The sequence below is a fragment of the Cryobacterium shii genome, assembly GCF_004402595.1.
Classification (GTDB): Bacteria; Actinomycetota; Actinomycetes; order Actinomycetales; family Microbacteriaceae; genus Cryobacterium; species Cryobacterium shii.
Genome location: NZ_SOFY01000009.1, coordinates 78,534 through 101,848 on the forward strand (window position 1 = coordinate 78,534; position 23,315 = coordinate 101,848).

Genomic DNA, 23,315 nt, shown 5'->3' on the forward strand with positions numbered 1-23,315 from the left:
TGGGTCCAAGTACTGCCCAAAATCCACACTGCCCCCGGTGCCCGTTCTGCCCGATCGACCCGGCTGAACCAGACCAGGCAGCGCCGCAGGTGTCCGCGCCACGGCATGAGAGGTGTTCGAATGGCAATCCGCAAGAAAAACGAGCCAGGCGACGAGTCCCCCGTGAGCACGCCGGCAGAGGCCCAGGCTGAAGTCGGCCAGACCCCGGAAACCGGTGCCGCACAGGCTGTTGCGAAGAAGCCGCTGACCAAGGCTGCCGCCGCCAAGCTGGCAAAAGCTGAAGCAGCAGCGGCCGCCGGAGAAGAAAAGCCAGCTCCGCGCAAGCGGGCCGCCAGCACGAAGGCCAAGGCAAAGCCGGCGGCCGACGAGCACGACGAGCACGCCCCCGGCGATGACACGGATGCCGACGACGATTCAGACGACGCCGCGAAGAAGCGTGCCGCATCCGCCGAGGCCCTGCCCAGCGGCGCCCTCGTCCTTTCCCTCGTGGATGATGACGATGAGGTCCCGGTTTACTCCAGCGCGATCACCGGAGCCACCGCCGACCCCGTCAAGGACTACCTGAAGCAGATCGGCAAGGTCGCGCTCCTGAACGCGGCCGAGGAAGTCGAACTGGCCATGCGGATCGAAGCCGGCCTCTTCGCCGAGGACAAGATGGCGCAGATGACCGACGCGGAGAAGAAGAGTGCCCTCGGGCGTGAGCTGCTCTGGGTGGCCAAAGACGGTGCCCGGGCCAAGAGCCACCTGCTGGGCGCCAACCTCCGCCTCGTCGTGTCGCTGGCCAAGCGGTACACCGGTCGCGGTATGCAGTTCCTGGACCTGATCCAGGAGGGCAACCTGGGCCTCATCCGCGCGGTCGAGAAGTTCGACTACACCAAGGGCTTCAAGTTCTCCACCTACGCCACCTGGTGGATCCGCCAGGCGATCACTCGCGCCATGGCCGACCAGGCCCGTACCATCCGCATTCCCGTGCACATGGTCGAAGTCATCAACAAGCTCGCCCGGGTCCAGCGCCAGATGCTTCAGGACCTCGGTCGGGAGCCCACGCCGGAAGAGCTCAGCCGCGAGCTCGATATGACGCCGGAAAAGGTCGTCGAGGTGCAGAAGTACGGTCGCGAGCCGATCTCACTGCATACCCCGCTCGGCGAGGATGGCGACAGCGAATTCGGCGACCTGATCGAGGACACCGAAGCGGTCGTTCCGGCGGACGCCGTCGGGTTCACCATGCTGCAGAAGCAACTGGAAAGCCTGCTCGATTCCCTCTCCGAGCGTGAAGCCGGCGTCATCCGGATGCGCTTCGGGCTCGGCGACGGGATGCCGAAGACGCTCGACCAGATCGGCGACACGTTCGGCGTGACGCGTGAGCGCATCCGCCAGATCGAGTCCAAGACGATGGCGAAACTGCGCCACCCCTCGCGGTCCCAGTCGCTACGCGACTACCTCGAATAGGAACCCCGGTGCTCTATGCACCGGCGATCCTGCTCGGGCGGGTCGTGCGGATACTCGCCCGTTGGCGTAAACCCGGCGGGGGATCAGCGGTCCCCGGCCTCGTGGTCAACCGGGTCGCCCCCGGGTTCCTGCCGCGGACGCTGAACAGCTTTCCCGGTGGGCTGATCATCGTCACCGGGTCGAGTGGCAAGTCGACCACGACGAAAATGCTGGTCGCGGCCCTGCGCGCGCACGGCACCGACGTCTTCACGAACCAGTCCACCGCCAATATCAGCCAGGGGCTCACGTCCGCTCTCCTCGAGCGGGTGAATCTGAACGGTAGGATCGCCGCGGACATGGCCGTGCTCGAAATGGATGAGGGCCACGGCGCCCTGATCTCCGGGTCTCTCGCTCCGCGCGTGGTCGCCCTGACCAACGTGATGGTGGACCAGATCGACCGCTTCCACGATTCCGACATGGTCGCGGCGATGCTCGCGAAAATCGCGGCCCGCGCCACCGGGACGGTCGTTGTCAACGCCGACGACGGGTACCTCGCCGATCTCGCCGCGGGACTCGGCGCCGGAGTGTCGGTTGCCCGGTACGGAGTGTCCGCAGAGGTGCTGGCGGCCAACCCGCGCGGGCTTGGCTACAGCGCCACCGCTCACGACCGGCTCCCCGCGGAGTCCGGAATGCTCCTGACCCACATCGACGGCCGCAACGCCACCATCGCGATCGCCGGGCAGGACTACCCCGTCGGATTGCCCTCACGGGGGACGCACTACGCCGTGGATGCCCTGACTGCTCTCGCCACCGCCCGGGCAGCCCTGGGCGATCGATTCGACCCCCGGGTGGCCGCCGAGGCAATCTCGACGATTCCGCCCGTCTTCGGCCGCGGCGAGATTGTCACCGTTCGCGGCCAACAGGTGGAATTCGTCCTCGTGCAGAATCCGGCCAGCTTCCAGCTCAACGTGGACAGCCTGGAACCCGGGACAGAGCAGATCCTGATCGCCATCGGCTCCGACGTGCGCGATCCGTCCTACTTCTGGCCCGTGAACACATCGGTACTCGGCCGCGTCCTCATCGCCTCCGGATCCAAAGCGCCGGACATCGCACTGCAGCTCGCCTATGACGACGTGATCGTCGAGCGGGTCGAGCCGGACCTGGGCCAGGCGCTCGATGACTTCCTGGCGCTGCCGAAACCGGCTGCCGGACTGAAAACGATCATCTTCTCCGCGGACTCGATGCGCCGAACCCGGGCCCACCTCGGGCTCGCCAGCAACAAGGAGGGCCAGGAGTGACGACGGCACTGACGATCGTGTCCCTGTTGCCCGAGCTACTGGGCACGAACGGCGACGCGGCCAACGCCCGCGTTCTTGCCCAGCGCAGCCGGTGGGCCGGCATCGATGCGCACGTCGTGGACGTACGCACGGTCGACGACCTGCCCGAGCGGGCCGATGCCGTGGTGATCGGCTCCGGTTCGGATTCCGACCTCGTCACCGCCCGAGACATCCTGGCGACGATGACCGGGCACCTGCGCACCTGGACGACCGAGGGCGTTCCGGTTCTGGCTGTCGGCACCGGGTGGGAACTGCTGAGCTGGGGAATCGAGCTCGCGGACGGCTCAGTGATCGAAGGACTGGGCATCGTGGCCGGGCGCGCCGTGCCGTTGGCCGCCCGGGCCACGGATGACGTCATCGTCGCCACGAAGCACGGTCGGCTGGTGGGGTTCGAGAATCACGCTCGCGGGTATGTCGGCGCGGAGGCGTCGCCTCTGGGCCGGGTCGAGTCGGGCACCGGAAACGGTGGAGGACTCGAGGGGCTCGTCATGGGCAACCTGGTCGGGACCCACCTGCACGGTCCCGTGCTTGCACGCAATCCCGGCCTGGCCGATCACCTGCTGCGCTCCGCGCTGGCCCGCCTCGGCCGCGCCTATACGCCCGGCGCGCACACGGTGGCGGTAGACGAGATAGCGCGGGCCGCGCGCAACCCGATCGCGGTGCGCCTGGGGCTCACGGCGGAGTAAAAAGCTACGGCGCAGGAGCAACCGTGATGCTCCTGCGCCGTAGCTTTGTTTCGTCGTGCGTTCGCTCTAGGAGCGTTGGTCCTCTAGGAGCCGACTCGACTCGTCGTGCCAACTCTCGGCAATGGCTGCGAGCTTCTCCTGGTGCTTACGGCCGTGGTGAGCGCAGAACAACAATTCGCTGTTGTTGACTACGACCCGGATGTAGGCCTGGGCTCCACAAGCGTCGCAGCGGTCCGCTGCGGTGAGCTGGTGGGGAGCCTTCTCTTGGCCGACTGCACCATTTTCGGTGGCGATCTGAGACATGGTTTCCTCCTCCAGACTGATACCAAGCGATACCAATGTTTGCTGTTCTTAATGTAAACACGCTCCTGCCCGGTAATCGAGCCCGGAGGACGCTATTTCGCTCACCGCGTAGCCCGCCTCCGAGGAGTGTTGATGAAAGGCCGAGGGGCCACAGTCGGTATTCTTGGAAGTTGTGAGCTCTTCTGACTATTCCGCGCGCCATCTGTCTGTCCTCGAGGGGCTGGAAGCGGTCCGCAAGCGTCCCGGCATGTACATCGGTTCCACCGACTCGCGGGGGCTCATGCACTGCCTCTGGGAGATCATCGACAACTCCGTCGATGAGGCCCTCGGCGGCTACGGCAGCGGGATCGACATCGTTCTGCACGCCGACGAGAGCGTGGAGGTCCGCGACACGGCACGAGGAATCCCCGTGGACATCGAACCCAAAACGGGTCTGACCGGGGTCGAGGTCGTTTTCACGAAATTGCATGCCGGTGGCAAATTCGGCAGCGGATCCTACGCCGCGTCCGGCGGGTTGCACGGCGTGGGCGCATCCGTTGTGAACGCCCTGTCGGAGCGCCTCGACGTCGAGGTCGACCGTGACGGGAAGACATGGGCCATGTCCTTCCACCGCGGCGAACCGGGCATCTTCGCCGACACGGGGGAGAAGAGTCCGGATGCTCCGTTCACCCCATTCGAGAACCAGAGCGAACTCCGAGTCATCGGCAAGGTCAAACGCGGCGTGACCGGCACCCGGGTCCGGTACTGGGCCGACCGGCAGATCTTCACGAAGGGTGCGGCCTTCCAAACCGAGGAGCTGCTCGAACGGGCCAGGCAGACGGCGTTCCTCGTGCCCGGGCTGGGCATCGACATCGCCGACCAGCGCACCGCAGACCACGTGTTCGAATCATTCAAATTCGACGGCGGCATTTCCGAGTTCGTCGACCACCTCGCGACGGATTCCCCGATCACCGACACCTGGCGCCTGACCGGACAGGGCAGCTTCTCCGAGACCGTCCCCGTTCTGACGGACAAGGGAGCGATGGTTCCCACGGAGCTGGTGCGGGACTGCACCGTGGACATCGCCCTCCGGTGGGGGACCGGGTACGACACCGTCGTGCGCAGTTTCGTGAACATCATCGCCACCCCGAAGGGTGGGACGCACCTGGCCGGCTTCGACGCCGGCCTGCTAAAGTTCCTGCGCGCCCAGGTCGAATTGAATGCGCGCCGCCTCAAGATGGGCTCGGACAAGCTCGAGAAAGACGACGTGATGGCCGGCCTCACCGCGGTTCTGACGGTGCGACTGCCGGAGCCGCAGTTCGAAGGCCAGACGAAAGAAGTGCTCGGCACCCCAGCCGTGCGGGCCATCGTGGCGAACGTCGTCGCCAAGGCAATGAACGAGCGTTTCGTGTCCACCAAACGCGACGACAAGACCCAGGCTGCGGTCGTGCTCGACAAGATCGTGGCCGAGATGAAGTCACGCATCTCCGCGCGGGCGCACAAGGAGACCCAGCGGCGCAAGAACGCGCTGGAGAGTTCTTCGCTTCCGGCGAAGCTGGTTGATTGTCGCAGCAACGACGTGTCCACCAGCGAACTGTTCATCGTTGAAGGTGATTCCGCGCTGGGCACGGCGAAGCTGGCCAGGGACAGTGAGCACCAGGCCCTCCTGCCCATCCGCGGCAAAATCCTGAACGTGCAAAAGGCCTCCGTGTCCGACATGCTCTCCAACGTGGAGTGCGCATCCATCATCCAGGTGATCGGAGCCGGCTCCGGCCGGAGCTTCGACCTGTCTGCTGCCCGGTACGGCAAGGTCATCATCATGAGCGATGCGGATGTCGATGGCGCTCACATTCGAACGCTGCTGCTCACCCTGTTCTTCCGCTACATGCGGCCCATGATCACCGAGGGTCGGGTGTTCGCGGCGGTTCCTCCGCTGCACCGGGTCGTGGTCATGAACCCGGGCACCAAGCCCAACGAGACCATCTACACCTACTCGGAGCAGGAGCTCCAGGGTGTCCTTGCCGGCCTGAAGAAGAGCGGCAAGCGGTATCAGGACCCGATCCAGCGCTATAAGGGACTGGGCGAGATGGACGCCGACCAGCTTGCCACGACGACCATGGAGCGCTCGCACCGCACGCTGCGCCGGGTGAGGGTCGCGGATGCCGAAATGGCCGGGAACGTCTTCGAGCTGCTGATGGGCAACGACGTGGCCCCACGCAAGGAGTTCATCATTGAGAGCTCCGACAAGCTCAGTCGCGACCGCATCGACGTCTGACCCGGTCGGCTGACGGCTGGCGGGCAACGCCGAGCGGGGGGTCAGGCGTCCTTCAGCTGGAAGGCCGTGCTCGGCAGATCTCGTTCGCCGCCGATGATGGCGTCGACCAGACGCTGCGCGACGGCGGCCGGCGGGTAGCCGGAGGGAAGGCGGGGTGCCGTCCCGGAAATCGGGTGCGTGGACAGGGCCGTCTCGGTATGGCCCGGTCGGGCATCAACGATCCGGATGCCGCTGCGCCGCAGTTCCCGGGCGGCGGCCTGGCCGAAGGCGGCCAAGCCGGCCTTCGAGGCGGAGTACGCGGCCAGGTTGGCGGTCGGGCTCTCGCTCACGACCCCGCTGAGGGTGAGCACGAACGGTTCGCGGCCCTGCTCGGCCGAATCGGTCAACGCCGCGCGCGCCGCTCGAAGCAGGCGGATCGGCGCCAGGGTGTTGACGGCGAACAGCTCCGCCAGCGTTTCATCGCTCACCTCCGTGGCCGGGCCGAACGCGACCACGCCGGACGCGTTCACGATACCGTCAAGGCGACCGTGCACGCCGACGGCGTCGGCGACGAGGCCGACGATCGCCGCCGGATCGGAGAGATCGGCCTCGAGCACGGTTCCGTGGATGCCGAGCGCCGCCAGTTTCGTGCGGTCGCGACCGGTCAGGATGAGACGGGCTCCGCCCGCGTTGAGCAGCCGGGCGATCTCCCGGCCGAGTCCGCCGGAGGCACCGACAACGAGAATGGCCGAATCCGAGATGAGAGTCATTCCGTCACCCTAACCCAGCATCTTCTGCGCCAGAACGGCGCGGGAGAGACCGGGGCAGGGCCGGCGCCGACAACGACCACGGCGACGACGACTCTCAGGCGATCCGGGCCCCGATCGCGCCGATCACCGAATCGAGCATGGCCCCCGACGCGTCGCGTCGTGATCCGGAATCGGGGAGGACGCGCGGAGAACCGTCGGGCCCGACCGCCCGGGCCGGGAGCGGCCCGACCCAGGCGACGGAGATCGTGTCTTCGCCCTTCAGGAACCTTTGGGAGCGCACCCCGCTCGTCGCACGCCCCTTAGCGGGGTACTCGGAGAAGTCCGAGACCTTGGCGCTTCCGGGATCCGTGCCCGGGAGAGTGTGGCTTCCGGTGGCGACCGTGGCGACGACGGCCGTGGCAATGGTCTGCGGGGACAGGCTGGTGAAGAAGACAACGTGGACATCCGCGGCCAGTTTGATGCCGGCCATTCCGCCCGCGGTTCGTCCCTGGGGCCGCACGGTGCTTGCAGGGAAGCGCAGTAGCTGTGAATCGGAGGCGATGAAGACCAGTTCGTCATCCTCCGAGCCCTGCACGGCGCCGACGACCACGTCTGTGGGCTTCAGGGCGATGATCTCGAAGTCGGGCTTGTTCGCCCAGTCATTCACCGTGACCCGCTTGACGGTTCCGAGCCGGGTTCCGAGGGCGATAGATCGATCGGAGTCGAGGGAGACCAGCGCCAGAACCGACTCGCCGCGGTTGGGCAGGGCCAGGTAGTCGCTGACCTTGACCCCGGCCGCGAGCTGGATGGACGACGCGGGCATGACGGGCAGGTCGACGGGGGAGAAGCGGATCAGCCGCCCACGACTGGTGACCGCGCCGATCTCGGTTCTGCTGGTTGTGTCCAACGTGGACAGCACGGCATCGTGTTTGCTGCGGCGCTGGGCGGGCGTGATCCGATCCGGCAGCGCTGCGTCGTCGAGCGGACGATCCACCCGGGCAATCCGGCCGGTGGCGCTCAGGTACACGCGGGTCGGGCTGTCCGTGACCTCGAGGATGGCGGCCTGGCGCTTGGCGGCGGCCCCGGCGATGCTCGGTTTCGCCTCCGTGAGCAGCGTGCGGCGCGGGGTGCCGAACCGCTCCGCCACCGAGGCCAGTTCGTCGGAGACCAGTGAGCGGATGGCCGGTTTGCTGCCCAGCAGTTTCTCCAGGGCCGTGATCTCGGCCAGCAACTGGTCGCGCTCGGCTTCCAGTTCGATCAACGAGAACCGGGTCAGCCGCCGCAGGCGCAGCTCGAGGATGTACTCGGCCTGCACCTGGCTCAGATCGAAGACGTCGATCAGCCGGGTGCGAGCCTGTTCACTGTCCTCGCTGGCGCGGATGACCTGAATGACCTCGTCGATGTCGAGAATGGCGACGAGGAGCCCCTCCACGAGGTGCAAGCGCTCTTTCCTCCGCGCCAGCCGGTAGGCGGAGCGCCGGGTGACGACCTCGATCCGGTGCCCGATGTAGACGAGCAGCAGTTCACGCAGGCCCAGGGTCTGCGGCCCGCCGTCGACGAGCGCCACGGCGTTGATGTTGAAGGAGTCCTCGAGCGGGGTGACCCGGTACAGCTGCTCGAGCACAGCCTCGGGGCTGAACCCGGTCTTGATCCCGATCACCAGGCGCAGGCCCTTGGTGCGGTCGGTGAGGTCCGTGACATCGGAGATGCCGCTCAGCTTCTTGGAGTTGACCCCGTCTTTGATCTTCTCGATCACTCGCTCGGGACCGACCAGGTAGGGGAGCTCCGTGACGACGAGCCCAGCCTTCCGTGCCGTGATGGCTTCAACGGATACGCGCGCCCGGGTCTTGAAGCTGCCGCGGCCGGTCGCGTAGGCATCCTTGATGCCGGCGAGGCCGACAATGGTTCCGCCGGTGGGGAGGTCGGGGCCGGGGACGAACTCCATCAGGTCCTCGAGGGTGGCATTGGGGTGGGCCAGCAGGTGGCGGGCGGCTCCGACGACCTCGATCAGGTTGTGCGGGGCCATGTTCGTGGCCATGCCCACGGCGATGCCGCTCGCACCGTTCACCAGCAAGTTCGGGTACGCCGCCGGCAGCACATCGGGCTGGGTGAGCTGGTTGTCGTAGTTGGGCACGAAGTCAACGACGTCCTCGTCGAGGTTCTCAGTCATGGCCAGCGCCGGCGCGGCGAGGCGGGCTTCCGTGTAGCGGGGCGCGGCCGGGCCGTCGTCCAGGGAGCCGAAGTTGCCGTGGCCGTCGATGAGCGGAACCCGCAGGGTGAATGCCTGCGCCATCCGCACCAGGGCGTCATAGATGGCCGTGTCGCCGTGCGGGTGAAGCTTTCCCATCACCTCGCCGACGACGCGGGCGGATTTGACGTGTCCGCGGTCGGGACGCAGCCCCATCTCGCTCATCTGGTACAGGATGCGGCGCTGGACGGGCTTCAGTCCGTCCCTGGCATCGGGGAGCGCCCGCGAATAGATGACCGAGTACGCGTACTCGAGGAAGGATCCCTGCATCTCGGTGGAGACATCGACGTCCTCGATGCGCTCGGTGAAGGCGGCGGGTGTGGTGCTGTCTGAGCGGCTCATTCGTGGATTCTGCTGAGGCGCGCGTTGCGGGACACGCGCTGGCGGGTAGGCGCTGGATCGATCCGGCCACGTCTATGTCAGACTTGGCGCGATGCCATCCATGCTACCGGCCCGCCAATTCAGCCCTCTGCGCCTTGCCGACGTTCTCGCAAGTTCGCTGTCATCCGTTCTGGGCCGGCCGAACCCGCTGGGCCTCGGCCCGGCCTCGAAAGCGGTCGTGGTGCTCGCTGACGGGCTCGGTGTCAGCTCGCTGCGCGCCCGGGCCGGCCATGCCCGGTTCCTGAACTCGCTGCTGACGAAGACCAGCGTGGTCGACGGTGTCTTCCCGTCGACCACCGCCGCGGGGATTGCGACCCTCACCACCGGGGTTCCGCCCGGTCAGCACGGCCTCGTGGGCTACCGGGTGTTCGACGCCGAGCGCGACCGCGTCGTCAATCAGCTCACGGGCTGGGACGCGGGAATGCAGCCCGAAATCTGGCAACGTCAACGAACCGTCTTCCAGCAGGCCACGGATGCCGGCGTGCCCGGCTTCGCAATCGGCCCCAGGCGCTACGCCGCATCGGGGTTCACCCAGGCCGTGCTGCGCGGGGCCCGCTACGTCTCCGCGGAGAGCCTTGCTGACCGATTCGCAGCGGCCCGGCACCTGCTCGACACGGAGCCGCGCGCCCTGGTCTACCTGTATGTTCCCGAGCTCGATGTGGCGGCCCATGCCCAGGGCTGGGAGTCGGCCAGGTGGCTGGCCGAGCTCGAAACGCTCGATGGCGCCCTCGCGCGCTTCGCCGGGGGGCTCCGCGCCGACGAAGGCCTTCTGGTCACGGCCGACCACGGCATCGTCGACGTCCCCTCCACCCGGCAGGTGCTCTTCGACACCGTGCCGGAGCTGGTCGCGAACGTTCGTCATATCGGGGGCGACCCGCGCTGTGTCCAGCTCTATCTCGAACCGGGGCTCGGCGGCGATTCCGCGCAGGCTCTCGCCGACGCCTGGTCCGACGTGGAGGGGGCGCGAGCGTGGGTGTTCACGAGAGAGGACGCCATCCGGGCCGGACTGTTCGGGGAGATCGCGGCGGAGGTGCGCCCCCGCATCGGGGATGTGATCGTGGCCGCGCGCAAACTCGTGGCCTACTACGATTCCCGCGAATCGAATCAGTCCGCGCGCTCGATGGTCGGCCAGCACGGATCGCTGACCGACGAGGAACTCCGCGTGCCCCTGATCAGGTCAGGGGCCTTCTCGAACTGACCGAGCGGTCAGGACGGGTACTGGCCGCGCTTGACCTGGGGCTTGGGCAGACGCATGGGGCGCAGCTGCAACGCCCGCATCGCGGCATACCAGCGGATGCGCTCCGCCTTGGCTTCGCCGAACTTGGCCTTCACCTTGCGGGTGAGTGTGAAGCCGAGGATGACCGAGTCGACCACGGCGACCAGGAAGAAGGCCCAGAGCGCGAGAATGCCATAGGTCTGCACCGACGGGTCAGGGAAGAAGGTCAGGAGGATCACGAGGAACATCACCGGGATCATGAATTCGCCCACGTTGAAGCGGGCGTCAACATAATCGCGCGCGAAGCGCTTCTGCGGGCCGCGTTCGCGAACCGGGAGGTACTTCTCGTCGCCGGCAGCCATGCCGACCCTGGCCCGGTCCCGTGTCTCGGCCGCCTTGCCCCTGGCCTGCTTGGCGGCGAGCTTACGGTCGTCCGGAACCAGCGGGCGTCGGTTCAACGCCTCTTGCTGCTTCCGGCTGGGCGTCGCCTGCCCCTTGCCGGCGGACTGGCCGGCAGCGAGGCGGGCTCGCGTCTCGTCCGGGGTCTCCATGGATGGTTGTGCGTCTGGGTTCACAGGCTTAGCCACATCAGTTCCTTGCAATCGATTGGCTTAAGATTACCTGATGACCGATATTCGAGAAACAGAGCCCGCGGCAACCTCCCCGGGCGCCTCGGCGCTTCGCACCGCCGTTGAGCGTGGCCTGCCCACGACCATCGCTGACCTGTGTGCCCTCGTCCGGATCCCCTCGGTATCCTGGGACGCTTTCGACGCCGCGCAGGTTACTGCCAGCGCGAACGCCGTCGCCGCCCTCGTCCGTGACACCGGGGTCTTCGAGTCGGTCCAGGTCAAGAGGGCCGGCATCCCCGGGGGATCCGGCCTGGGACATCCGGCTGTTCTGGCCACCCGCGCAGCCCGCAACGGGCGCCCGACCGTTCTTCTGTATGCCCACCACGACGTGCAGCCTCCCGGGCAGGACGCCGACTGGGAGTCGAACCCGTTCGAGCCGACGGTGCGCGGGGACCGCCTGTACGGCCGCGGCGCCGCGGACGACAAGGCGGGCGTGCTGGCACACATCGCCGCGATTCGCGCGCTGGTTGAAGCAGAGGGGTCGGAGTTCGATCTCGGACTCGCTGTCTTCATCGAGGGCGAGGAGGAGTTCGGCAGCCGTTCGTTCGCCACCTTCCTCGAGGAGAATCGCGACTCCCTGCGCGCGGACGCGATCGTCGTCGCCGACTCGAGCAACTGGGACATCAACACGCCGGCGCTGACCACCGCGCTGCGCGGCAACGTCACCTTCCGGCTGACCGTGCGCACCCTCGACCACGCCTCCCATTCCGGCATGTTCGGGGGAGCGGTGCCGGATGCCATGATGGCCACCGTCCGCCTTCTCTCCACCCTCTACGCCGACGACGGGTCCGTGGCTGTCGCCGGACTCACCAGCCACGATGCACCCACCCCGGACTACCCGGTCGAGCAATTGCGACGGGAAACCGGTCTCAGCGCGGGCGTCGAGCCGATCGGCCACGGATCCGTGCTCAGCCGGATCTGGTCGCAGCCGGCGATCACCATCACCGGGATCGATGCTCCCTCGGTGGCCAACGCCTCAAATACGCTCTCTCCCGCCGTCTCCGTCCGGATCAGCACCCGGGTCGCCCCCGGACAGCCGGCCCAGGAGGCCCTGGTGGCGTTGGAAGCGCACCTCAGAGCCCACGCGCCGTTCGGTGCCCGTGTCGACATCGATGATGTCGACACGGGGGAGGCCTTCCTGGTCGACACCGGCGGCTGGGCCGTCACCGAGACCCGGAGCGCCATGGCCGAAGCCTGGGGAGTCGAACCGGTGGACATCGGAGTGGGCGGATCCATCCCGTTCATCGCCGATCTCGTGCGAGTCTTCCCCGAGGCCCAAATTCTCGTGACCGGCGTCGAGGACCCCGATTCACGGGCGCACAGCCCGAACGAGTCCCTTCATCTGGGCGTGCTCAAGCGGGCGATCCTCAGTGAGGCCTTCCTGCTCGGACGGCTGAATGACCGTTCAGTCGACTGAACCTGCCCGGCCGCGGAAATTTCGGGAATGCCGGGGAAGACTTATCGGTTTCCCTCGGTAGAATCTCGGTGAGAAACAACGGGAATCTGGCCCGCTGACCAGCAGCGAGAAAGCAACGAGGAGCACCATGACCGACACACTCAGCACCAGTACGGCGGCCCACGGCGTGGGTCTCAGCGCGACCGCGGCCGCGAAGGTGAGGAGCCTCCTGGCCCAGGAAGGCCGTGAGGATCTACGCCTGCGCGTTGCGGTGCAGCCCGGCGGCTGCTCGGGACTCATCTACCAGCTCTACTTCGACGAACGGGTCCTCGAAGGCGACGCCCTCGTCGACTTCGACGGCGTCGAGGTCGTCGTCGACAAGATGAGCGTGCCGTACCTGGATGGCGCGTCCATCGATTTCGAGGACACGATTCAGAAACAGGGTTTCACGATCGACAACCCGAACGCCGGTGGAAGCTGCGCCTGCGGGGACTCCTTCAGCTGATCCCCGGCCGCGGGACGGGCTCGCAAATCGTGTGACTAGAGGCGAATTTGTTACCTCTGCGGGCGCGTTCCTGCACAACCCACGCCCTCCCTCCCAGTAGGCTGGGAACCTATAAAACACTTCCAATGGAGTGTCGTCGAGTCCCACCGAAAGGTAACTGGTGCGCAAAAACCATCGTCTCCGATGGGCTGCAATTCCGATCGCAGCGTCGTTGGCCGTAGTTCTCGCGGGGTGCACTCAAGCCCAGCTTCACGGCTTCCTCCCCGGCTTCGAAGAAGGTCAGCCGGCGGTGACAAACCAGACCGAACGGATCAGTGGCCTGTGGACCACGTCCTGGATTGTGCTCATGATCGTCGGCCTCATCACCTGGGGCTTGACCATCTGGGCAGTGGTCGTCTACCGCCGCCGCAAGGGCCAGACCGGTCTCCCCGTGCAGCTGCGCTACAACATGCCGATCGAGATCTTCTACACGGTCGTTCCCTTGATCCTGGTGGTCGGTTTCTTCGCCTTCACCGCGCGGGACCAGGCTGCGATCGAGGCTCGCTTCGATGCCCCGGACATCAAGGTTGAGGTCATCGGTAAGCAGTGGGCATGGGACTTCAACTACGTGAATGAAGACGTCTTCACGACCGGTGTGCAGGGACAGCCTGACCTCGAGGGGGCCAAGGGGGCCCTGGTCGAATCGGAGATCCCCACGCTCGTCCTTCCCGTCGGCCAGAAGATCGAACTCGCGCTCGAATCCCGCGACGTCATCCACTCCTTCTGGGTCGTTGACTTCCTGTACAAGAAGGACATGATCCCAGGCAAGACCAACTACATGTCGGTCATCCCGGAACGAATCGGTACCTACTCGGGCAAGTGCGCCGAACTCTGCGGAGAGTACCACTCGTTGATGCTGTTCAAGGTCGAAGTCGTCTCCAAGGCCGACTACGCCACCTACATCGACTCTCTCCGTGCTGCAGGAAACGAGGGCCAGGTCGATAATGACTACAAGCGCAACTCGAATCTTCCGGGCACATCCGCCCCGACGGCTCAGGAGGGCAACTAAGCCATGAGTACAACCACTGCTCCCACAACGCCGGCCGCCACTCGTCGCCCCACGGGAGTCGAGCGCAAGGGCAACGTCCTGGTCAGATGGATCACGTCCACCGACCACAAGGTCATCGGGTACATGTACCTGATCACCTCCTTCGTCTACTTTTGTCTGGCCGGCGTCATGGCCCTCGTCATCCGCGCGCAGCTCTTCGCGCCCGGTCTCGAGGTCGTTCAGACCAAGGAACAGTACAACCAGCTCTTCACCATGCACGGCACGATCATGTTGCTCATGTTCGCGACACCGCTCTTCTTCGGCTTCGCGAACTCGCTGATGCCGCTTCAGATCGGCGCTCCGGACGTGGCGTTCCCTCGTTTGAACGCATTCTCCTTCTGGGCGTTCTTCTTCGGCAGCCTCGTTGCCGTCGGCGGATTCCTCACCCCGCAGGGGGCGGCGTCCTTCGGCTGGTTCGCGTACCAGCCGCTCGCCAGCACGACCTTCTCACCGGGTGTCGGCGGAAACCTCTGGATGGTCGGTCTCGGCCTCAGCGGGTTCGGAACCATCCTCGGCGCCGTGAACTTCATCACCACGATCATCACCATGCGTGCGCCCGGAATGACCATGTTCCGAATGCCCATCTTCACCTGGAACACGCTGGTCACCTCGATCCTGGTCCTGATGGCGTTCCCGGTTCTCGCTGCCGCCCTTCTGGCTGCCGCGTCCGACCGCATCTTCCTGTCGCACATCTACGACCCGGCCAACGGCGGTGCCATCCTGTGGCAGCACCTGTTCTGGTTCTTCGGGCACCCCGAGGTGTACATCATCGCGCTGCCGTTCTTCGGCATCGTTTCGGAGGTCTTCCCGGTCTTCAGCCGCAAACCGATCTTCGGGTACAAGACGTTGATCTACGCGACCATTTCCATCGCCGCGCTGTCCGTCGCCGTCTGGGCCCACCACATGTACGTCACAGGCTCTGTGCTGCTGCCGTTCTTCTCTCTGATGACGATGCTGATCGCCGTCCCGACCGGGGTGAAGATCTTCAACTGGATCGGCACGATGTGGCGCGGATCACTGACCTTCGAGACCCCGATGCTCTGGGCGCTCGGCTTCCTGGTCACCTTCACCTTCGGTGGCCTCACCGGAGTGATCCTGGCATCGCCCCCGCTCGACTTCCACGTCTCGGACACCTACTTCGTCGTCGCCCACTTCCACTACGTCATCTTCGGCACCGTGGTCTTCGCGATGTTCAGCGGGTTCTACTTCTGGTGGCCCAAATGGACCGGCAAGATGCTCAACGAGAGCCTCGGCAAGTGGCACTTCTGGTTCCTGTTCATCGGTTTCCACACCACGTTCCTGGTGCAGCACTGGCTCGGAGTCGTCGGAATGCCGCGTCGCTACGCGTCGTACTCGCCTGAGGACGGTTTCACCTGGATGAACCAGGTGTCGACGATCGGGTCGGTCATTCTCGCCGTGTCGATGATTCCGTTCTTCCTGAACGTGTACATCACCGCTCGCAAGGCGCCGCTCGTCACGGTCAACGACCCGTGGGGCTACGGTGCGTCGCTCGAGTGGGCCACGTCCTGCCCGCCGCCGCGTCACAACTTCACCTCGATTCCGCGCATCCGTTCCGAGCGTCCGGCGTTCGACCTGAACCACCCTGAGGTCGCGATGCCCGTCGGAATCGGCCCCGGCAAGGATGCTCCGGACTCGCCCACGTATGACGCGATATCGAAGAAGGTCAAGTAATGAGAGCCAACGTCAACCTGCTGTGGATTCTCACGGGGTTCTTCGTCGTCGTTGCGACCGCGTACACGGTCTGGGGTCTCATTGACCCGAGTCAAGGGCGAGTGGAGTGGGCCGGAACCTTCGTCCTGAGCCTCTGCGCAGTGTTCGTCGCGTTCGTCGCGTTCTATCTCAGCCGAGTGCATGGCGCCCAGGGCGGCGAGCTTCCCGAGGACCGTCTCGACGCGAACATCGATGACGGCGACCCAGAGGTTGGTTTCTACAGCCCCTGGAGCTGGTGGCCGATCCTGCTCGCAGGTAGCGCCGCGCTGCTTTTCATGGGACTCGCCGTCGGGGTCTGGATCTCGATCATCGCCCTCGGCATCGGCATCATCTGCCTGGTCGGTTGGGTCTACGAGTACTACCGCGGGAACTTCGCGCGTTGATCTGATTCACGGGTTCCCACACGGGGATTCGGCGGCGTCCGGGACACTGTCCCGGACGCCGTTTTTGCGTTTTCCCGAGACGGCATCCGCGCCGGGTTCGCCACTTCCGGTCGACTTCGCCCCGCACACCTGCCGAACTCGACCGGAACAGGCGAGCTCGGTGGTGGCGCGCCAGCAACATTCGGGCCTCGGCGCCTGGCGCTGACTGCGGCAGACCGGTGGGCGCTGCACGCGCGGCGCTCATCGCGACGGGTAAGCCAGCCGCCGGAAGCTCAACAGGTGGAACGCGGCGGTCACCGTCTGCACGGCGCTGAGCTGGTCCGTTAGAGCGCCTGCATCGGTGTGGTGGGCAGAGGGCCCCATGCCGATTAGAGCTGCGATCTGGATCGGCTCCAGGCTGAGCGTCGAGCACAGGTCTTCTGCGGCCTCCAGTCGGAAGAAGGGAGCCAGAGTCTCGACGAGGTGGGCGACCTTGTTGGACGGCACGTCCAGGGCCAGCCCGGCCTGCCGGAGCTCACGCAGGTGGCGCTCCTGCGGCACGACGACGGCCAACAGGCCGTCATCCGTGAGGATTCGATGGAACTCGGGAGGATTACGGGGGGCAAAGACGTTGAGGAGCACGTCGGCTGCCCCGTCCCGCACCGGCAGGGGAGACCAGACATCCGCTACCAACCCGTCAACGCCGCTCTGACCGGCGACCGTGCGCCCCACGGCGGAGGGGGAGAGATCCATGCCCAGGACACGTATGCCGGGAACCCGGTCCAGAATGCCCCTCAGGTAGTAGCCGGTGCCGCAACCGATGTCGAGGAGACGGCCGGGGTGCTCTGCCGCGACCCGGTCCGCGATTCGGTCACGGAGTGGGTCGTACCATCCCGTGCCCAGGAACAGGTCCCGGGCATCGACCATCGCGATGCTGTCGCCGATCAATCGTCGTGCCTGGCCGGCGAGGGAAACGAATCCGCGCTTGTTCACGTCGAAGGAATGGCCGGCGTCACACTTCAGGACGAGGGCACCGCCCGGATGAAGGGGGAGAGAACAGTTCGGGCACCGAAGCCACTCCGACAGGGTCTGGAGGGACATCGATGCCCGTTCTGTTGTTGTGATGGATGGCCTAGTGGTGATCCCCGTGTGCCTGCTCGAGTTCTGTATTGTTCACCGGTGCAATCCGGTCCTCGAAGAACCAGCGAGACAGTCCGGCGCGCGCCTTCTGCCCAACGGTGATCTTGCCATCGGCGTTCGGGCGGATCATCAGGGGCTTGTAGTCGTTGTAGCTGACCAGTTTCCAGCGATCGTACTCGTCGACGGGCTGGTGCACCTCGATGTACTCGCCGCCGGGTAGGCGTACGATGCGACCCGACTCGTAGCCGTGCAGGACGATCTCCCGGTCCTTCTTCTGCAGGGCAAGGCAGATGCGCTTGGCCACGAAGAAGGCGATGAACGGTCCGACCAGGACGAGGAACTGCATCGTGTGGATGACACCCTCCATCGTCACCGAGAAGTGCGTGGCGATGATGTCGGAGGATGCGGTTGCCCACAGGGCGGCGTAGAAGGTCACGCCGGCCGCGCCGATGGCGGTGCGGGTCGGGGCATTCCGAGGGCGGTCCAGGATGTGGTGCTCACGCTTGTCGCCGGTCACCCACGCTTCGATGAAGGGGTAGATCAGTACGACGAGGATGAACAGGCCGAGGCTGATCAGCGGGATCAGGATGTTGAACGACCAGGTGCGGTCGAGCCAGACGAACTCGAGTCCCGGCGGAATCAGGCGCAGGGCGCCGTCAGCGAATCCGATGTACCAGTCAGGCTGCGTTCCGGCGGAGACGGGGGAGGGGTCGTACGGGCCGTAGTTCCAGATCGGGTTGATCGTGAACAGCGACGCCATCAGCATGACCACGCCGAAGACGATGAAGAAGAATCCGCCGGCCTTCGCTGCGTAGACCGGAAGTACCGGGTAACCGACCACGTTCTGGTTGGTGCGGCCCGCTCCGGGGTACTGCGTGTGCTTGTGGACGACCACGAACAGGAGGTGCATCGCGATCAAGGCAACGATGATGGCCGGCAGTAGCAGAATATGCAGCGAGTAGAGACGCCCGACAATCTGTTCGCCGGGGAACTCGCCACCGAAGAGAAGGAACGAGATCCAGGTGCCGATCAGGGGGATTCCCTTGACCATTCCGTCGATGATGCGCAGACCGTTGCCGGAGAGAAGGTCGTCGGGGAGGGAATAGCCCGTGAATCCTTCCGCCATGGCCAGGATGAACAGGATGAACCCGATGATCCAGTTCAGCTCACGGGGCTTGCGGAAGGCACCCGTGAAGTAGATGCGCAGCATGTGCAGGCCAATAGCCGCCACGAAGAGCAGGGCCGCCCAGTGGTGGACCTGGCGCATGAGCAGTCCGCCACGGATGTCGAAGGAGATGTCGAGCGACGAAGCCATCGCCGCGGACATCTCAACACCCTTGAGCGGCATGAACGAACCGTCGTACTCGACCGGCGTCATGGAGGCGTGGAAGAAGAAGGTCAGGAAGGACCCGGACAACAGGATGATGACGAAGCTGTAGAGGGCCACCTCACCGAGCAGGAAGGACCAGTGGTCCGGGAAGATCTTCCGACCCAATTCCTTGACCGCCGTCGAGATGCTGGTGCGCTCGTCGATGTAGTTTGCGGCGGCGCCGGTCAGGCCGCCGGACTTCTTGGTCTCGACCAATTCAGTGGTCGTCGTTGCAGTACTCAATGCCGCTCCCAGAAGCTCGGTCCGACGGGTTCAGTGAAATCGCTCTGTGCGATGAGGTAGCCCTCTGAGTCTACCGCGATGGGCAGCTGCGGAAGCGGGCGTTTGGCCGGCCCGAAGATGACCTCACAGTGGTTGGTGACGTCGAACTGCGACTGGTGGCACGGACACAACAGGTTGTGCGTCTGCTGCTCGTACAGCGCGACGGGGCATCCGACGTGCGTGCAGATCTTGGAGTAGGCCACGATTCCGTCATACGACCAGCCCTTGCGTTCGGGCAGCTCGTTCAGGTCTTCGGGCTTGAGGCGCATCAGGAGAACGGCTGCTTTGCCCTTCTCTTCCAGTTTGCCGTGCTCGAGGTCCTGGAGGCCCTCGGGAATCACATGGAATGCGGAGCCCAGGGTGACGTCGGAAGCCTTGATCGGCGTACCGGTCGGGTCGATCGCGAGGCGGGTGCCCGCCTTCCACATGGTGTGGCTGAGAAGTGCGGACGGGTTGGTGTCCATCGGGCCGAGGCCGCGGAAGAGCACAACAGCGGGCAGCGGGAAGGCGATCAGCGCGCCGATGAGGCTGTTGCGAATGAGGCTGCGGCGTCCGATCCCGGACTCCACATTGGCCTCGTGGAAGATCTCGACGGCTCGCGTGCGGGTCTCGTCCGTTCCTCGGACGGGATGACGCTCGTCAATGCCCTCATGGTCGAACATCAGCGCCTTGCCCCAGTGCACCGCCCCGATGCCGATGGCCATCAGCGCCAGGGTGAGGCCCAGCCCGATGAACAGGTTGTTCAGGCGAACGGAACCAGGGTCTTCCGGGATGATCGGGAACACCATGTACGCCACGATGGCGAACACGCTTCCAACGATCGACAGGTAGAAGAGCGTGTAGACAGTGCGCTCGGCCTGACGTTCTGCGCTCGGGTCGAGGTCGGTGACACGTGGGCGGTGCGGAGGAAAGCCCGGGTTGGCCACGGCGTCGCGAACGACTACGGCGGTGCCTGCGGGAGCCCCCTCATGCCCGACTGTCGACGAGTCAGCAGCGGTCAGGTCCTTCCCGCTGTTATCGTCCTTGGCCATTATTCTCCTTCATCGGAAGTTCTGTGTGAGACATGTTGTATGCGTGAGCGTCGACGGTCAGTTCGACTTCGCTGTGATCCACACCGTTAGGGCGACGATCGAGCCGAGGCCGAAGATCCAGAGGAACAGGCCCTCTGATACCGGTCCGAGAGAGCCGAGTGCGAGGCCGCCGGGAGAGGGGGTCTTCTCCAGGTACTTGAGGTACGTGATGATGTCCCGCTTGCTCTCCGGGGAGATGTTCATGTCGTTGAACACGGGCATGCTCTGCGGACCGGTGACCATGGCCTCGTAGATGTGGGCCTCGGTGACACCCTTGAGGTTCGGGGCGTATTTTCCGGCCGTCAGGGCCCCACCGGCGCCGGCGACGTTGTGGCACATGGCGCAGTTGATGCGGAAGAGCTCGGCGCCGTTGGCAGCGTTACCCTCGGCGTCGAGGAGACTCGCGTCCGGCTTACCCGGTCCCGGGGCCAGGGACGCGACGTAGGCGGCGAGCGAGGCGATCTGCTCCTCCGTGAACTGCACCTTCTTCTTCTGGGCCTGCGGTCCGTTCATCTGCATGGGCATGCGACCGGTGCCGACCTGGAAGTCGACGGCTGCCGCGCCGACGCCGATCAGGCTGGGTCCGCTGCCGGAGCCCTGTGCGGCAAGTCCGTGGCAGGTTGCGCAGTTGGCGGCGAAGAGCTTCTGGCCCTCGCCGACCGTCTGCTGTGACGTGGCGTTGGTCTCGGCGCTAGCGGTGCTCGTGCTGAACGCTGCGTACGCACCGCCGGTGAAGAGGAGGCCGATCGCGATGAGAGCGACACTGGCCAGTGGACTGCGGCGCCCGGCCTTGCGGCCTCGGGGCTGCTTGGGGGTGTTAAACGTGGTCATACGTGTTGTCCACTCCGAGTTTCTATTTAAGTACGTAAATGACGAGGAAGAGACCGATCCACACAACGTCGACGAAGTGCCAGTAGTAGGACACCACGATCGCGCTGGTCGCCTCTTTGTGGCCGAAGTTCTTGACGGCAAATGCACGTCCGATGACGAGCAGGAACGCGAGGAGACCTGCGGTCACGTGGATGCCGTGGAACCCGGTGGTGAGGTAGAACGCGGAACCGTAGGCGTTGCTGGCCAGCGTCACGCCCTCGGAAACGAGGGTCGCGTACTCGAACACCTGGCCGGAAACGAAGATCGCACCCAGGGCGTAGGTGAGGAAGAACCACTCGACCATGCCCCACTGGCTCGGCTTCCAGCCCGTCGACCTGGACTGAAGACGCTCCGCCGCGAAAACACCGAACTGGCAGGTCACGGAGGACGACACCAGAATGAGCGTGTTGATCAGCGCGAACGTGAAGCCGTGCTTCGCGGTCTCGGCCTGCCACAACTCCGGCGAGGTCGATCGCAGAGTGAAGTAGATGGCAAAGAGCCCGGCGAAGAACATGACTTCGCTGCCCAACCAGACAATGGTGCCAACAGCCACGCTGTTTGGCCGGTTAACAACGGGCGCATTGACCGTATAAGAAATTGAGGGGCTCGTCACCGTTCCATTATGGCCGATTTCCGCCCCGGATATTCTCAACCGGGCATGCCTGTCGCGCTTTTGTTCGAATGACTACCGGATCGAAACAAACCGGCCCTCATCGCCGAATTCTGCATGGGGGATCCTTCTCGCTAAAATTGATTCATGCTTGAAATTCAGTCTTGGCCGAACGTCATCAGCGCGCTGCTCTCCGGTGAGGATCTAAGCGTGTCAGACGCGGCGTGGAGCATGGAACAGGTCATGCTCGGGGAGGCGACGCCGGCGCAGTTGGCCGGCTTTCTGGTGGCCTTGCGGGCCAAGGGAGAAACGGTCGATGAAATCGTCGGTTTCCGGGACGCGATCCTCGACTATGCCGTGCCCTTACCGGTGAACCCCATGGCACTGGACATCGTCGGCACGGGCGGTGACCGGTTCGGCACCGTCAACATCTCCACCATGGCGTCGATCGTGTGCGCAGGGGCGGGAGTGCCGGTGATCAAGCACGGGAATCGAGCCGCAAGCTCGGCTTCGGGCGCCTCGGACGTCTTGTCGGCGCTCGGCATCGATCTGACCATGTCCGCGGAGAAGGTGGCCGAGACGCTGGAAACGGCCGGGATCACGTTCGCATATGCGGCAGGCTTTCACCCAGGTTTCCGTCACGCTGCGGTTGCCCGCCGAGAACTGGGCATTCCGACCGTGTTCAACTATCTCGGTCCGCTCTGCAATCCGGCTCGACCGGAAGCGTCTGCGGTCGGCGTCGCCGCCCTCGACCGGGTTCCGCTCATCGTCGGCGTGTTTCAAACTCGAGGCGCGACGGCGCTCGTCTTCCGCGGGGACGACGGTCTCGATGAGCTCACCACGACGGGTCACAGCCACGTGTGGGAAGTATCGAGGGGCCTCGTGACGGAGCACGACATCGATCCGCGCGATTTGGGCCTTCGTCGGGCCAGGATGAGTGAGCTCGTGGGCGGTGATGCGGAGCACAACGCCGCCGTCGTGCACTCGATGCTGGCCGGCCAGGACGATGCGGTGCGGGAAATCGTCTTGCTGAACGCGGCAGCCGGCCTGGTGGCCTTCGATCTCGCGAACGATCCCGCACAGGCGCAGGTCAATATCCTCGACCGGTTCCGCACGAAAATGGCCGTGGCCGCGGAGTCTGTCGACTCCGGGGCGGCCACGGCCAAACTCGCCGCCTGGGTCGCGTCCAGCCAGGCCTGAACCGGGCTCTAGACGACGTCCTCGTCGACCCAGCCGAAGGTCTTGGTGACCGCCTTCTTCCAGTTGCGGAGCTGACGGCCGCGCTCTTCTTCGGACATGCTCGGCGTCCAGCGGCTGTCTTCCTGCCAGTGGGACCGGAGCTCGTCGAGGTCGCTCCAGAAGCCGACCGCCAGCCCGGCCGCGTAAGCGGCGCCGAGGGCAGTCGTCTCGGCAACGACCGGGCGCACCACCGGCACTCCGATGATATCGGCCTGGAACTGCATCAGGAGGTTGTTCGCGATCATCCCGCCGTCGACCTTCAGCTCAGCCAGGGGCACGCCGGAGTCGGCATTGACCGCATCGAGGACTTCCCTGGTCTGGAAGGCCGTGGCTTCCAGGGCCGCGCGCGCGATGTGGCCCTTGTTCACGTACCGGGTCAGTCCGACCAGTGCGCCGCGGGCATCCGCACGCCAGTACGGCGCGAACAGGCCGGAGAAGGCGGGA

Annotated in this window: 21 protein-coding genes; 11 read left to right on the plus strand and 10 right to left on the minus strand. The window is 65.4% G+C overall.

Going from position 1 to position 23,315, the window contains the following annotated elements:
• Positions 1-120 precede the first annotated feature (120 nt).
• From E3O49_RS01315 to E3O49_RS01325, 3 genes are read left to right on the plus strand one after another with little or no spacing between them, the layout of a single operon-like run.
• Positions 121-1,449, plus strand: a complete 1,329-nt coding sequence (locus tag E3O49_RS01315; protein WP_174235659.1) for an RNA polymerase sigma factor — start codon at positions 121-123, stop codon at positions 1,447-1,449.
• 8 nt (positions 1,450-1,457) lie between these two features.
• On the plus strand, positions 1,458-2,726 hold the full coding sequence (locus E3O49_RS01320) for a MurT ligase domain-containing protein (RefSeq protein WP_134450881.1): 1,269 nt from the start codon (positions 1,458-1,460) through the stop codon (positions 2,724-2,726).
• Positions 2,723-3,451 (plus strand): type 1 glutamine amidotransferase, encoded by a 729-nt coding sequence (locus E3O49_RS01325; RefSeq protein ID WP_134364880.1) that lies wholly within the window; start codon positions 2,723-2,725, stop codon positions 3,449-3,451. The genes E3O49_RS01320 and E3O49_RS01325 overlap by 4 nt, the downstream gene beginning before the upstream one ends.
• A 66-nt stretch (positions 3,452-3,517) precedes the next feature.
• Here the strand turns inward: E3O49_RS01325 and E3O49_RS01330 are convergent, their stop codons facing one another.
• A complete protein-coding gene (locus E3O49_RS01330; protein ID WP_134364879.1) occupies positions 3,518-3,754 on the minus strand; it encodes a DUF7455 domain-containing protein in 237 nt (78 codons plus the stop codon).
• Positions 3,755-3,926: 172 nt separating this feature from the next.
• On the opposite strand from E3O49_RS01330, the gene E3O49_RS01335 reads away from it, so the two are divergent.
• The gene (locus tag E3O49_RS01335) at positions 3,927-6,008 is read left to right on the plus strand and encodes a DNA gyrase/topoisomerase IV subunit B (protein ID WP_134364878.1); all 2,082 of its coding nucleotides are present in this window, start codon (positions 3,927-3,929) and stop codon (positions 6,006-6,008) included.
• A gap of 41 nt (positions 6,009-6,049) precedes the next feature.
• Here the strand turns inward: E3O49_RS01335 and E3O49_RS01340 are convergent, their stop codons facing one another.
• Both E3O49_RS01340 and E3O49_RS01345 read right to left on the minus strand, forming a co-directional pair.
• Complete coding sequence (locus tag E3O49_RS01340) at positions 6,050-6,757, minus strand: SDR family NAD(P)-dependent oxidoreductase (RefSeq protein WP_134364877.1); 708 nt, start codon at positions 6,755-6,757, stop codon at positions 6,050-6,052.
• Positions 6,758-6,851: 94 nt separating this feature from the next.
• Positions 6,852-9,326, minus strand: a complete 2,475-nt coding sequence (locus E3O49_RS01345) for a DNA gyrase/topoisomerase IV subunit A (protein WP_134364876.1) — start codon at positions 9,324-9,326, stop codon at positions 6,852-6,854.
• 91 nt (positions 9,327-9,417) lie between these two features.
• On the opposite strand from E3O49_RS01345, the gene E3O49_RS01350 reads away from it, so the two are divergent.
• Entirely contained in the window at positions 9,418-10,563 is a 1,146-nt protein-coding gene (locus E3O49_RS01350) for an alkaline phosphatase family protein (RefSeq protein ID WP_134364875.1), read from the plus strand.
• Positions 10,564-10,571: 8 nt separating this feature from the next.
• Here the strand turns inward: E3O49_RS01350 and E3O49_RS01355 are convergent, their stop codons facing one another.
• Positions 10,572-11,132, minus strand: coding sequence for a DUF3043 domain-containing protein (locus tag E3O49_RS01355; protein ID WP_134364928.1), 561 nt, complete (start codon positions 11,130-11,132; stop codon positions 10,572-10,574).
• A 73-nt stretch (positions 11,133-11,205) separates the two neighbouring features.
• Here E3O49_RS01355 and E3O49_RS01360 point away from each other — a divergent pair, with 73 nt between their 5' ends.
• From E3O49_RS01360 to E3O49_RS01380, 5 genes are all read left to right on the plus strand, one after another.
• Positions 11,206-12,627, plus strand: coding sequence for a dipeptidase (locus E3O49_RS01360; RefSeq protein ID WP_134450883.1), 1,422 nt, complete (start codon positions 11,206-11,208; stop codon positions 12,625-12,627).
• 127 nt (positions 12,628-12,754) lie between these two features.
• Positions 12,755-13,111, plus strand: coding sequence for an iron-sulfur cluster insertion protein ErpA (gene erpA / locus E3O49_RS01365; protein ID WP_134364873.1), 357 nt, complete (start codon positions 12,755-12,757; stop codon positions 13,109-13,111).
• 160 nt (positions 13,112-13,271) lie between these two features.
• Positions 13,272-14,159 carry an aa3-type cytochrome oxidase subunit II gene (ctaC, locus tag E3O49_RS01370; protein ID WP_134450884.1) on the plus strand — a complete coding sequence of 296 codons (888 nt, stop codon included), beginning with the start codon at positions 13,272-13,274 and terminating at the stop codon, positions 14,157-14,159.
• Between the two features lie 3 nt (positions 14,160-14,162).
• On the plus strand, positions 14,163-15,890 hold the full coding sequence (gene ctaD, locus E3O49_RS01375; RefSeq protein WP_134364871.1) for an aa3-type cytochrome oxidase subunit I: 1,728 nt from the start codon (positions 14,163-14,165) through the stop codon (positions 15,888-15,890).
• Positions 15,890-16,312: a cytochrome c oxidase subunit 4 gene (locus tag E3O49_RS01380; protein WP_134364870.1), complete on the plus strand. Its 423-nt coding sequence runs from the start codon at positions 15,890-15,892 to the stop codon at positions 16,310-16,312. Before ctaD ends, E3O49_RS01380 begins: the two co-directional genes overlap by 1 nt.
• A gap of 240 nt (positions 16,313-16,552) precedes the next feature.
• Here the strand turns inward: E3O49_RS01380 and E3O49_RS01385 are convergent, their stop codons facing one another.
• The 5 genes from E3O49_RS01385 to ctaE form a co-directional block, all read right to left on the minus strand.
• Complete coding sequence (locus E3O49_RS01385) at positions 16,553-17,284, minus strand: methyltransferase domain-containing protein (RefSeq protein WP_160140998.1); 732 nt, start codon at positions 17,282-17,284, stop codon at positions 16,553-16,555.
• 139 nt (positions 17,285-17,423) lie between these two features.
• The gene (qcrB, locus tag E3O49_RS01390; RefSeq protein ID WP_174235660.1) at positions 17,424-19,043 is read right to left on the minus strand and encodes a cytochrome bc1 complex cytochrome b subunit; all 1,620 of its coding nucleotides are present in this window, start codon (positions 19,041-19,043) and stop codon (positions 17,424-17,426) included.
• Complete coding sequence (qcrA, locus tag E3O49_RS01395; RefSeq protein ID WP_134364868.1) at positions 19,040-20,113, minus strand: cytochrome bc1 complex Rieske iron-sulfur subunit; 1,074 nt, start codon at positions 20,111-20,113, stop codon at positions 19,040-19,042. The genes qcrB and qcrA overlap by 4 nt, the downstream gene beginning before the upstream one ends.
• Positions 20,114-20,170: 57 nt before the next feature.
• Entirely contained in the window at positions 20,171-20,983 is an 813-nt protein-coding gene (gene qcrC, locus E3O49_RS01400; protein WP_134364867.1) for a cytochrome bc1 complex diheme cytochrome c subunit, read from the minus strand.
• A 22-nt stretch (positions 20,984-21,005) separates the two neighbouring features.
• The gene (gene ctaE, locus E3O49_RS01405; RefSeq protein ID WP_174235661.1) at positions 21,006-21,635 is read right to left on the minus strand and encodes an aa3-type cytochrome oxidase subunit III; all 630 of its coding nucleotides are present in this window, start codon (positions 21,633-21,635) and stop codon (positions 21,006-21,008) included.
• 144 nt (positions 21,636-21,779) lie between these two features.
• Between ctaE and trpD the strand changes: the two genes are divergently transcribed.
• Positions 21,780-22,832, plus strand: coding sequence for an anthranilate phosphoribosyltransferase (trpD, locus tag E3O49_RS01410; protein ID WP_134364865.1), 1,053 nt, complete (start codon positions 21,780-21,782; stop codon positions 22,830-22,832).
• 8 nt (positions 22,833-22,840) lie between these two features.
• Here the strand turns inward: trpD and E3O49_RS01415 are convergent.
• Positions 22,841-23,315 (minus strand): FGGY-family carbohydrate kinase (locus tag E3O49_RS01415; RefSeq protein ID WP_241975903.1); only part of this gene is annotated, 475 nt, incomplete at its 5' end.

What these genes read in the sequence shown, in the direction of transcription:
- E3O49_RS01315 (WP_174235659.1), top strand. Translation starts at nt 121, where the DNA reads ATGGCAATCCGCAAGAAAAACGAGCCAGGCGACGAGTCCCCCGTGAGC.
- E3O49_RS01330 (WP_134364879.1), bottom strand. Translation starts at nt 3,754, where the DNA reads ATGTCTCAGATCGCCACCGAAAATGGTGCAGTCGGCCAAGAGAAGGCT.
- E3O49_RS01340 (WP_134364877.1), bottom strand. Translation starts at nt 6,757, where the DNA reads ATGACTCTCATCTCGGATTCGGCCATTCTCGTTGTCGGTGCCTCCGGC.
- E3O49_RS01345 (WP_134364876.1), bottom strand. Translation starts at nt 9,326, where the DNA reads ATGAGCCGCTCAGACAGCACCACACCCGCCGCCTTCACCGAGCGCATC.
- E3O49_RS01350 (WP_134364875.1), top strand. Translation starts at nt 9,418, where the DNA reads ATGCCATCCATGCTACCGGCCCGCCAATTCAGCCCTCTGCGCCTTGCC.
- E3O49_RS01355 (WP_134364928.1), bottom strand. Translation starts at nt 11,132, where the DNA reads ATGGAGACCCCGGACGAGACGCGAGCCCGCCTCGCTGCCGGCCAGTCC.
- E3O49_RS01360 (WP_134450883.1), top strand. Translation starts at nt 11,206, where the DNA reads ATGACCGATATTCGAGAAACAGAGCCCGCGGCAACCTCCCCGGGCGCC.
- erpA (WP_134364873.1), top strand. Translation starts at nt 12,755, where the DNA reads ATGACCGACACACTCAGCACCAGTACGGCGGCCCACGGCGTGGGTCTC.
- ctaD (WP_134364871.1), top strand. Translation starts at nt 14,163, where the DNA reads ATGAGTACAACCACTGCTCCCACAACGCCGGCCGCCACTCGTCGCCCC.
- E3O49_RS01380 (WP_134364870.1), top strand. Translation starts at nt 15,890, where the DNA reads ATGAGAGCCAACGTCAACCTGCTGTGGATTCTCACGGGGTTCTTCGTC.
- qcrA (WP_134364868.1), bottom strand. Translation starts at nt 20,113, where the DNA reads ATGGCCAAGGACGATAACAGCGGGAAGGACCTGACCGCTGCTGACTCG.
- qcrC (WP_134364867.1), bottom strand. Translation starts at nt 20,983, where the DNA reads ATGACCACGTTTAACACCCCCAAGCAGCCCCGAGGCCGCAAGGCCGGG.
- trpD (WP_134364865.1), top strand. Translation starts at nt 21,780, where the DNA reads ATGCTTGAAATTCAGTCTTGGCCGAACGTCATCAGCGCGCTGCTCTCC.